Annotated in this window: 10 protein-coding genes and 1 pseudogene; 3 read left to right on the top strand and 8 right to left on the bottom strand. The window is 69.7% G+C overall.

All coding sequences use genetic code 11. The annotated features are described in order from the left end of the window. Window positions 1–110: 110 nt before the first annotated feature. Window positions 111–608 carry a pantetheine-phosphate adenylyltransferase gene (coaD, locus tag BGN98_RS04915; RefSeq protein WP_036285302.1) on the bottom strand — a complete coding sequence of 166 codons (498 nt, stop codon included), beginning with the start codon at window positions 606–608 and terminating at the stop codon, window positions 111–113. Window positions 609–642: 34 nt separating this feature from the next. Beyond that, a complete protein-coding gene (locus BGN98_RS04910) occupies window positions 643–2,820 on the bottom strand; it encodes an ATP-dependent DNA helicase RecG (RefSeq protein WP_036285299.1) in 2,178 nt (725 codons plus the stop codon). A 142-nt stretch (window positions 2,821–2,962) separates the two neighbouring features. Between BGN98_RS04910 and BGN98_RS04905 the strand changes: the two are divergent. Together BGN98_RS04905 and rsmD are read left to right on the top strand one after the other, a co-directional pair. Next, window positions 2,963–3,361 (top strand): annotated as a pseudogene (locus BGN98_RS04905) (lysophospholipid acyltransferase family protein); the annotation flags it as partial. A gap of 9 nt (window positions 3,362–3,370) precedes the next feature. Further along, window positions 3,371–3,931 (top strand): 16S rRNA (guanine(966)-N(2))-methyltransferase RsmD, encoded by a 561-nt coding sequence (gene rsmD, locus BGN98_RS04900; protein WP_082784343.1) that lies wholly within the window; start codon window positions 3,371–3,373, stop codon window positions 3,929–3,931. Window positions 3,932–3,983: 52 nt separating this feature from the next. On the opposite strand, the gene thiL is transcribed toward rsmD, so the two are convergent. Next, complete coding sequence (gene thiL / locus BGN98_RS04895; RefSeq protein WP_036285296.1) at window positions 3,984–4,967, bottom strand: thiamine-phosphate kinase; 984 nt, start codon at window positions 4,965–4,967, stop codon at window positions 3,984–3,986. Window positions 4,968–4,989: 22 nt separating this feature from the next. Between thiL and BGN98_RS04890 the strand changes: the two genes are divergently transcribed. Continuing rightward, on the top strand, window positions 4,990–5,469 hold the full coding sequence (locus tag BGN98_RS04890; protein ID WP_036285294.1) for a DUF3515 family protein: 480 nt from the start codon (window positions 4,990–4,992) through the stop codon (window positions 5,467–5,469). Window positions 5,470–5,487: 18 nt separating this feature from the next. Here the strand turns inward: BGN98_RS04890 and BGN98_RS04885 are convergent, their stop codons facing one another. From BGN98_RS04885 to BGN98_RS04865, 5 genes are all read right to left on the bottom strand, one after another. Further along, entirely contained in the window at window positions 5,488–6,570 is a 1,083-nt protein-coding gene (locus BGN98_RS04885; RefSeq protein WP_288119938.1) for a D-alanine--D-alanine ligase family protein, read from the bottom strand. Next, complete coding sequence (locus BGN98_RS04880) at window positions 6,470–7,606, bottom strand: NAD(P)H-dependent glycerol-3-phosphate dehydrogenase (protein WP_288119937.1); 1,137 nt, start codon at window positions 7,604–7,606, stop codon at window positions 6,470–6,472. The genes BGN98_RS04885 and BGN98_RS04880 overlap by 101 nt, the downstream gene beginning before the upstream one ends. Next, entirely contained in the window at window positions 7,596–8,384 is a 789-nt protein-coding gene (locus tag BGN98_RS04875; RefSeq protein ID WP_288119936.1) for a lysophospholipid acyltransferase family protein, read from the bottom strand. Before BGN98_RS04875 ends, BGN98_RS04880 begins: the two co-directional genes overlap by 11 nt. Then, a complete protein-coding gene (gene murA / locus BGN98_RS04870) occupies window positions 8,381–9,739 on the bottom strand; it encodes a UDP-N-acetylglucosamine 1-carboxyvinyltransferase (RefSeq protein ID WP_036285287.1) in 1,359 nt (452 codons plus the stop codon). The genes BGN98_RS04875 and murA overlap by 4 nt, the downstream gene beginning before the upstream one ends. A 78-nt stretch (window positions 9,740–9,817) precedes the next feature. After that, window positions 9,818–10,180 (bottom strand): 3-isopropylmalate dehydratase small subunit (locus BGN98_RS04865; protein ID WP_502687812.1); only part of this gene is annotated, 363 nt, incomplete at its 5' end.

The following is a 10,180-nucleotide window of genomic DNA, read 5'->3' as shown; positions in this document are numbered from 1 at the left end:
GCATCTCCCCCGCACGATGCGAGATATCGCGCACCGGGAACACGAACGGACCGCTCACATGCTTTCTGACCACCACGCAATGCTAGCCGTCCCGCGGGCATCGACGGCGGTCAGCCCGCCCGTCCCCCTGTATCGAGGAAGCGGGCGACCGGTCCCGGTACGAACGGCGAGACATCGCCGCCCAAAGCGGCCACTTGTCGCACGAGAGAACTCGACACCAGTGCGTGCGCGGGGTCGGGCAGCAGGAACACCGTCTCGATCTCGGCCAGGTGCCGGTTGACGATCGCCATCGGCGTCTCGTAGGCGACGTCGATCTGGGACCGGATGCCCTTGACGAGCACGCCGGCGTCGACGTCCTGGGCATAGTCGACCAGAAGCCCGACGCTCCAGGAGGCGACGACGACATTGCCTTCCACGCCTTCCTCCCCGATCGACTGCTCGAGCAGACTCAGCCGCTGTGCGATCGGCAGCATGGCCTCTTTGCCCGGGTTGTGTACGACGAGCACGTGCAGCTCGTCGTACAGGGCCGCGGCGCGGCGGATGACGTCGAGATGTCCGAGGGTCGGCGGATCGAACGAACCGGGGACCACCGCGATGCGGTTGTTCATGCCGCCAGCCTAGCGGCGTCACTTTCGAGCCCCATCAGCTCTTGGACAGGGCCGCCCGTTCCTGTTGCCCGATGCGCCGCTCGATCGCTGCGACGAGGCCGGGGTGGTCTTCGAGCATCGGGTCGCGGGAGAGCACGTCTGCCGCCGCCGCACGGGCTCGCGCGATCAGATCGGCATCCTGGACGACCCGAAGAAGCCGCAGAGAGGTGCGCGCCCCCGACTGGGCATCTCCGAGCACGTCGCCCTCTCCGCGCAGTTCGAGGTCGATCTCGGCGAGCAGGAAGCCGTCCGTCGTGGACGCGACCGCCTCCACGCGAGACCGGGCCGGCGTCCCTTCCGGCGCCTCCGTGACGAGAAGACACAAGCCGGCGACCGCACCGCGACCCACCCGCCCGCGAAGCTGGTGCAGCTGCGAGACGCCGAACCGATCGGCCTCCATGATGATCATCGTGGAGGCGTTGGGAACGTCGACGCCGACCTCCACCACCGTGGTGGCCACGAGCACGTCGATCTGCCCGGCCGCGAAGGCCTGCATGACCGCGTCTTTCTGCTCCCCGGGCATCTTGCCGTGCAGGATCTCGACCCGCAGGCCGTCGAACGAGGGGATGCCGGCGAGCATCTGAGCGACCTGGACGACTCCCCATCGGGTTCGAGGCTGTTCGCCCTCGACGGCGCCCACATCGACCGGCAGGTCGTCCGCGGCATCCTTTGCCGGGGTGCCGAGCGCTTCGGCATCGATGGCGGCGCAGACGACGAAGACCTGGTGCCCAGCGGCGACCTCTTCTGCGGCGCGCTCCCACACGCGTGCGAACCACCCGGGCTTCTCTGCGAGCGGCGCCACGTGCGTCGTGATCCCTGCCCTCCCGGTCGGCATGGTCCGAATGGTGGAAACATCCAGGTCTCCGAAGACGGTCATCGCGACCGTGCGCGGAATGGGCGTCGCCGTGAGCACCAGGACGTGCGGCGCGGTTCCCTTCGCGCGCAACGTCTCGCGCTGCTCGACTCCGAAGCGGTGCTGCTCATCGACGACGACGAGACCGAGGTCGGCGAACGTCGTCGACGCGCTCAGCAGGGCGTGTGTGCCCACCACGATCCGCGCCTGTCCCGACGCGACCCGCAGTGCCGCCTTCCGCCGCTCGGCGGCGGGCAACTGCCCGGTCAGCAGCGTGGGCATCAGCTCCGGCGCGAGCTGTGGTCCCAGCATCCGGGCGATCGAACGGACGTGCTGCGCCGCGAGGACCTCGGTGGGGGCGATCAGCGCCGACTGACCACCGGATTGCGCGACCTGCAGCATGGCGCGCAGCGCCACCAGCGTCTTGCCCGAACCGACCTCGCCCTGAACCAGACGGTTCATCGGCCAGGGGCCCTCCAGATCAGCGGCGATCTGCGTGCCGACCGCGTCCTGGTCGGCGGTGCGCGTGAACGGCAGGCGGGCATCGAAGACGTGGAGCAGCTCGCCCGCCGGGCGCGCGGTCGCCGCCATGGCCCGCACCGTCTCGCGCTGCTGGAGGAGCGCGGTCTGCAGGATGAACGCCTCGTGCATGCGGAGCGTTCGTCGCGCGTCGTCGATCTGCTCGAAGCTCTCAGGCGCGTGGATCCGCCGCAGAGCCGTGGTCGCATCGAGCAGACCCTCATCGGCGCGCAGGGAGTCGGGCAGCGGGTCGGAGACCGGCGCCAGCGCGGCCAGCACGGTCGCGACGGCCTTCTGCACCTGCCACGTCGCCACGGTGCTCGTCGCCGGGTAGATCGGAATCGGCGTGTGCTGCTGCGCCTCGGCGTTCAACCGCGCCGCGTCGACGTCGTCGAAGAGGGTGTAATCGGGGTGGGCCAGCTGCTGGTGACCCTGGAACTGGCCGACCTTGCCCGAGAACATGCCCTGCCGACCGACCTGGAGATCATTGGCGCGCCAGGCCTGGTTGAAGAAGGTCAGTGTCAATGCTCCCGCGCCGTCGCTGATCACGACCTCGAGAAGAGAACCGCGCCGTTGACGCATCTGTCGCGACGACACCGAGCGCACTTCCGCGACGATCGTGACCTGCTCGCCCAGCGGCAGCGAGTCGATCGGCGTGAGCTCGCCGCGTCGGGCGTATCGCCGCGGGTAGTGCGTCAGGAGATCGGCCACCGTGCTCATGCCGAATGCCCGATCGAACAGCTTCGCGGTCGCAGCTCCCAGCGCATCGACAAGAGCGGTGTCGAGCGTGATCGCGGGCATGCTCCGAGTCTATTGAGGCCCACCGACGCCGTAGCCGTCCCCGGACGATCGGACAGGCACGGATCATCCAGGAGACACCCGTAGAGTCGGCTCGTGATCCGCCGCACCGTTGCCCGCGTATTCTGGTCGTGCAGCCGGTGGCGGCTGGCGACGACCCGTCATGAACGCTCTCGGCGGCATCCCCGTCGACCGTGCCGACGCAGGCCGCATGGTCGAGGACATCGTCGCCCGCATTCGCGCCGGGGAGATCTTCGGCCTCGTGGTCACTCCCGACGGCACCCGCGGGGGCAACGCGTTCTGGAAGAACGGCTTCTACCGCATCGCCCGCGAGACCGGCATGCCGCTGACGCTCGGCTACGTCGACCGTACGACGATGACGGCCGGGCTCGGGCCGACCCTCGCTCTCACGGGGGACGTGGCCCGCGACATGGACGCGATCCGTGCCTTCTACGCCGACAAGGCGGGCTTTCGACCAGAGCGCCGCACCGAGCCCCGGCTCCGCGACGAGACGGGCGCGGCGGGTCCGTCAGACCAGGGTTAGGGTGAACACGTGACGCGCATCATCTCCGGAGCCGCCGGTTCGCTCACGCTCGGTGTCCCGGATGCCGGGACGCGCCCGACCAGCGACCGCGTGCGTGAATCGCTCTTCGGCGCTCTCGACGCGGCCGACATCGTCGACGGAGCCGCCGTGCTGGATCTTTTCGCCGGTTCGGGCGCCCTCGGGCTCGAGGCAGCCAGCCGGGGCGCGGCATCCGTCGATCTCGTCGAGAAGGCGCCGCGCGCCGCGGCCGTCGCCGACCGCAACGCTCGCACCGTCGCGAAGGTGCTCCCGGGCACGCCGATCCGAGTGCACCGCAGCTCCGTCGAGGCGTACCTGCGGGCCACCGCCCGCACGTTTGATCTCGTCTTCATCGATCCGCCGTACGACCTCGCCGACACCGAACTCGCTCGCGTGCTGGAAATGCTCGCGCCGCGACTGGCGCCCGACGCGCTCGTGGTCGTCGAGCGCGCGACCCGCTCCGGCGCCCCCACGCTGCCCGACCCGCTGCAGTACGAGCGCGACAAGAGCTACGGCGACACGACGCTGTGGTGGGTACGCCCGCAGTCCTGAGACGACGGCGATCGCCCGCGCCGTCGCCGCGGTGCGCGGCGCCTCGGCCGCATCAGCCGCGGGCCGCGTCCCAGTCCCGGTGCGGATCCCACCCGCCGACGCCGGCTGACGACGCACCTCCGACGGTGACGTGTGGCGTCGCGTCGGCGATCACGGTGCCGACACGCCGGAAACCCTCCGGCAGGGCGGCTCCGGATGGGAACGTAGCGAGCAGCTCGTGATCCTCCCCGCCTCGAAGCGCCATGTCGTCCAGCTCCGGGCTCAGATCGATCCGCACGCCGGACGCTTCCGCCATACGCGTCGCATCCAGCAGAAGTCCGTCGGACACGTCCATCATCGCGGTCGCGCCCGACCGCGCGGCCAGAGGGCCGAGCGCGAGCGGCGGGCGCGGACGCAGCTGGGCAGCGAGATCGGCGCGCTCACGGTCGGTGAGGACCGACGGATCGACGGCGAGGGGGCGGCCCTCGGCATCGCGAAAGCGATCGAACAGCAGGGCCAGACCGCGCCCGGCCGCCCCCAGGTGCCCCGTCACGGCGACGACGTCACCGGGCCGCGCCCCGCACCGCCGCACGGGCTCGACGCCATCCAGCGCTCCGAGCACCGTGACCGCGATCGTCAGCGTGTCGGATGCCGCGAGATCCCCACCCTCCACCGCGCATCCCGGCGCGAGTGCGTCGCACGCCGCCCGCAGTCCGCGCGCGAGAGCCTCGACGAACGCGACCGGCGTGTCATCGGGAAGCGTGAGAGCCACCACCAGCGCGGTCGGGCGAGCGCCCATCGCGGCGATGTCGGAGAGGTTGACCGCGGCGGCCTTCCAGCCCAGGTCCTCCCCGCTCGACCACGCGAGCCGGAAATCGGGGCCGTGCACGAGCGTGTCGGTCGAGACCACGACGCGGCCGTCCGGAGCCGCCAGCACCGCGGCATCGTCGCCGGGCCCGACGAGCGCGCGCGACGAGCCGTCGAGGACGGTGAAGATGCGCGACAAGAGCTGCCGCTCCCCCAGGTCGCGGACGGTCGGGGCGATCGGTGTGCTCACCGCTCCACGGTAGCCTGGAGTGATGTCCCGCTCGCGCCTGATCGTCGCCCCTCTGAGCGTGGCAGTGGCGCTCGGCATCGCCCTCGGTACCGCCGGCTGCAGCTCCACCGTCTCGATGACACCGGCGAAGGGAGCCAACGACCCGGCATGTGCGGCGGTGACCTCTCGTCTGCCGGCCACCGTCGACGGCCAGCCGCGCCGATGGACCGACGCCCAGGCCACGGGTGCGTGGGGCAGCCCCGCCAGCGTCCTGCTGACGTGCGGGCTCGACGCGCCTGGACCGTCGACGCTCGTCTGCCAGACCGTCGACGGCGTCGACTGGCTGATGGATGATTCCGAGGCGCCGAAGTACCGGTTCACCACGTTCGGTCGTACCCCCGCGGTGCAGGTGTACCTCGACTACGACGTCGTCAGCGGACGCGACGTGCTCAGCGCGCTGTCCTCCGCTGTACAGCAGCTGCCCACGGATGGCCGCACCTGCATCGCCCGCCCGTCCTCCTGAGACGACCCGTGCCGGTCGTCAGCGCACGCGCGCGAGATCGATCAGCTCGCTGATGAGGTCGCGGTAGCTCATTCCCGTCGCGATCCAGCACTTCGGAAACATCGAGATGGGCGTGAACCCCGGCATCGTGTTCACCTCGTTGACGAAGAACTCGGTTCCGGTGAAGAAGAAGTCCACCCGTGCCAGTCCCTCGCCGCCCAGAGCCTCGAACGCGCGGGCCGCGACGCGCTGCATCTCGGCGAGTTCGCCGCTGTGCAGCTGCGCGGGGCAGACGAGGTCGATACCGGCGGCATCGAGGTACTTGGCTTCGAAGTCGTAGAAGTCCCGCCCTGTGATCACGATCTCCCCGGCGACGCTGACGCGCGGCGCGGCGCCGTCCCGACCGGCGAGGACGCCGCACTCGACCTCGCGGCCCACGATCGCTTGCTCGACCAGCACCGTGCCGTCTTCGGCGAAGGCGGTCGCCAGAGCGGCATCCAACTCGGACCAGTCGGACACCTTCGACACGCCCACACTCGACCCGGCCCGCGCCGGCTTGACGAACGCCGGCAGCCCGAGCGCGCGGATGCGCCGGTGCCACAGGTCGCTCTCACGGGCCAGGCCCGCCTCGGTGACAGTGACCCACGGCACGACCGGGACGCCGGCAGCCTTCAGCACGCTCTTGGTGGTGTGCTTGTCCATGCCGATCGCCGACATCAACAGTCCGGCACCGACGTAAGGCAGATCGAGCAGCTCGAGGAAGCCCTGGATCGTGCCGTCCTCGCCGAAGCGGCCGTGCAGGATCGGGAAGACGACGTCGATGTCGCCGAGCGAGCGGATGCCGTCGGCATCCTGAACGCGCAGCTCACGGGAGCGGACGGAGTCGGGCCACAGGATGCGCGTGCCGTTGTCGACGACTTCCGGCAGACGTTCCGGGTTGAGTGCGAACTTGTCGGGGTCGTCGTCTTCGAGCACGAAAGCGCCGTCGCGCGTGATGCCTACCGGGATGACGTCGAAGCGATCACGGTCGATCGCCCGAAGCACGCCGCCCGCCGTCGCGGAGCTGATCGCGTGCTCGCTGGAACGCCCTCCGAAGAGCACCGCCACTACCGCTTTGTCCATGCTGGGTCCTCTCACCCGTGGGCTTGTCGTCGTCGGTGGTCAGATGCGGCGCGATGTCGCGAGGATTCATCGTGCCGTCCAGAACCATCTTGACCTGTTCCACGATGGGCATCTGGACGCCGCAGGCGCGGGCCAGCTGCAGCACCGGTGCCACCGAGGCGAGTCCCTCGGCGGTCTGGTTCATCTGCTTCACGACGTCCTGGAAGCTGTAGCCCTGGCCGAGGAGTCGCCCGGCGGTGTTGTTGCGGCTCAGCGGAGACTGGCACGTCGCGATCAGGTCGCCGAGACCGGCCAGCCCCTGCAGCGTCTCCGGCTGAGCGCCCTGGGCCACGGCGAAGTCGGTCATCTCCACGAGACCGCGCGTGATGATGGAGGCCTTCGTGTTCTCGCCGTAACCGACGCCGTCGACGATGCCGATCGCGACGGCGATGAGGTTCTTCAGCACACCGCCGAACTCGGTGCCGATCACATCCGTGTTCACGAAAGTCCGGAAGTAGACGTTGCGAGCGCGCCGGGCGACCGCCTCGGCCGTGTCACGGCTGGTGGAGGAGATGACGGCTGCCGTGGGCTGCTCCCGGGCGATCTCGAGCGCAAGGTTCGGGCCGGACGCGACGGCGATGCGGGCCGGGTCGCAGTGCAGCTCCTCGGCGATCACCTCGCTCATCCGCCGCCCGCTGCGCTTCTCGACGCCCTTCATCAGCGACACGATCGGCGCGTCATTGTCGCGCACGAGAGGACGCACCGCCTTCAGGTTCTGTCGCAGCGCCTGGCTCGAGATCGCGAGATAGATCTGCGAGGCACCCTCGAGCGCCTCCGAGAGGTGCGTCGTCGCCGACATCGTGCGCGGCAGGTTAATCCCGGGAAGATACTCGCTGTTGCGGTGCCCTTCCTGAATCTCCTGCGCGAGCTCGGCGCGGCGAGCCCACATCACCACGTGGGCGCCGCCGTCGGCGAGCACCTTGCCGAACGTGGTTCCCCAGCTGCCCGAGCCGATCACCGCGACCCGCGGCAACGCCGACTCGCCCCTACGCGTCAAGGCGACCCGTTTCGTTCTGTCCGTGGGCGGAGGGGTTCCACCGTTCGGTCGGCGGCTGTTCGTCGCGCAAGGTGCCCAACAGGGCAGAGATGTCGGCCATCACGGCATCGGTGGCGGCGATGAGGTTCGCAGACCCCGTCGCGCCGGGGCCGGTGAAGGCCGAGAGGTCGGTCGCCGGGCCGAGGGCAAGGCGAACGCGACGGCGCGGCGGCCAGAAGCGGAGCTTGCCGTACCGCGGGAGGATCTGCTGCACGCCCCAGGTCGCCGCCGGGATGACGGGAATCGGCTCACCGGCGGCCAGCGCGAGGCGCACCGCGCCGGTCTTGCCGCGCATGGGCCACATGTCGGGGTCACGCGTGAGCGAGCCCTCCGGGTAGACGATGACGCCGCGGCCATGGGTCACCAGATCCTCCGACTGCTGAAGGGTCTGCTTCGCCGCGGCCGACGACGAGGCCCGGGCGACCGGGACCATGCCGGTCGCGCGCAAGGCCGCCCCGAGCACGGGAACGCGGAACAGGCTCTCCTTCGCCATGAACCGCGGTGCGCGGCCCATACGCCACGTGCCCACCGCGATGATCAGCGGATCGAACTCGCTGTAGTGATTCGGGGCCAGCACGTAGGGGCCTTCCGCCGGAAGGTGCTCCGCACCGCTGATCTCGATCTTCGCGAACCAGCCGACCGCCGGCACGATGATGGCCGCGAGCGGCCAGAAGACCGACGGACGCGTCTTCTCCGGAGAGGCCCGGCGCCGCGGCGCCGGGCGCGCCGTGCCCGTCATCCGACGACGTCGAAGTCGGCGCCGAGGATCGTGAGCTTCTCGAGGAACTTCTCGTATCCGCGACGAATGATGTCGACGCCCGCCACGCGCGAACGCCCCTGCGCCGCCAACGCCGCGATCACATAGCTGTAGCCGCCGCGGAGGTCCGGAACGACCACATCGGCGCCGTGCAGCGGCGTCGGACCGGTGATCACCGCGGCCTGCTCCAGCGCGCGGCGCGCCACGCGCCGGTCGGGGCTGGCGATGCCCTCGGGGTGCACGACGATGTCGGCACCCATCTTGTTCAGAGCCTGCGTGAAGCCGAGCCGGTTCTCATAGACGGTCTCGTGCACCGTCGAGACGCCCTCGGCCTGCGTCAGGGCCACGATGAGCGGCTGCTGCCAGTCGGTCATGAATCCCGGGTGGACGTCCGTCTCGACGACGACGGGCTTCAGGGCTCCCCCGCGGCGGAAGCGGATGCCGTCCTCGTGGATGTCGAAGTCGCCTCCCACCTTGCGGAAGACGTTGAGGAAGGTGAGCATCTCCTGCTGCTTGGCTCCACCGACGAAGATGTCGCCGTCGGTGGCTAGGGCCGCGCACGCCCACGATGCGGCTTCGTTGCGGTCGAAGATGCTCCGGTGGTCGTAGCCGCGAAGGGTGTCGACGCCTTCGATGAAGATGACGCGGTTGGGCTCGTAGGAGATGATCGCGCCCATCTTCTGCAGCACGGCGATCAGATCCATGATCTCGGGCTCGATCGCGGCGTTTCGCAGCTCGGTCGTGCCCTTCGCGCGCACCGCGGTCAGCAGGACCTGCTCGGTGGCGCCCACGCTGGGGTACGGCAGGGCGATGTTCGCGCCTTTGAGTCCGTTCGGCGCGGAAAGCCGGATGCCGCTGGGCAGCTTGTCGATGGTGGCACCGAACGCGCGCAGAGCGTCGAGGTGGAAGTCGATCGGACGGTCGCCGATGCGACATCCGCCGAGATCCGGAATGAACGCCTGCCCGAGCAGATGCAGCAGCGGGCCGCAGAAGAGGATCGGGATGCGGGACGCGCCGGCGTGTGCGTCGATCTCTTCCATGTGCGCGGAGACCGCACCGCGCGGGTCGAGACGCAGGACCCCTTCGCCCTCATCGGTGACGGTGACCCCGTGCACCTCCAGCAGAGAGCGCACGACCTTCACATCGCTGATGTCGGGGACATCGCGCAGCACGCTCTCGGACTCCCCGAGCAGCGCCGCCACCATCGCCTTGGTCGCGAGGTTCTTCGCGCCCTTCACCTCGACGCGCCCCTTCAGCGGCCGTCCTCCGCGGATCTCGAGGACCGAAACCTCGCCTCCGGCGGGTGTCGACGCCGAAGCGCTCAGAAGGGTGTTCATGGATCGGACCTCACAGTGTGTGTCGAGGACGGGGAAGCGAAAGACAGATGATCGGCGCCGGTGAAGGCGCGATCCGTCCTAGCGAACGGGGAGCGTCCGCGGGCGCCACGCCTCGCGGCGCGCCTCGAACTGCGCGATCTTGTCCTCATTGCGCAGAGTCAGCCCGATGTCGTCCAGACCTTCGAGGAGCCTCCACCTAGTGTAATCGTCGATCTCGAACGAGACCCGGAGCTCGCCGATCACCGCCGTGCGCTCGAGAAGGTCGACCGTCATCTCGATCCCCGGCTGCGCCTCGATCTGGGCCCAGATGGCCTCCACGTCGGCCTCGGAGATCACGCCGGTGACCAGGCCTTGCTTGCCCGCATTGCCCCGGAAGATGTCGGCGAACTTCGGGCTCAGCACGACCTGGAAGCCGTAGTCGCGCAGGGCCCAGACGGCGTG

Source organism: Microbacterium sp. 69-7 (assembly GCF_001897985.1).
GTDB classification, from domain to species: Bacteria; Actinomycetota; Actinomycetes; order Actinomycetales; family Microbacteriaceae; genus Microbacterium; species Microbacterium laevaniformans.
The sequence above is the reverse complement of the archived record's forward strand: the minus strand, read 5'-3'. Positions and strand labels throughout refer to the sequence as shown.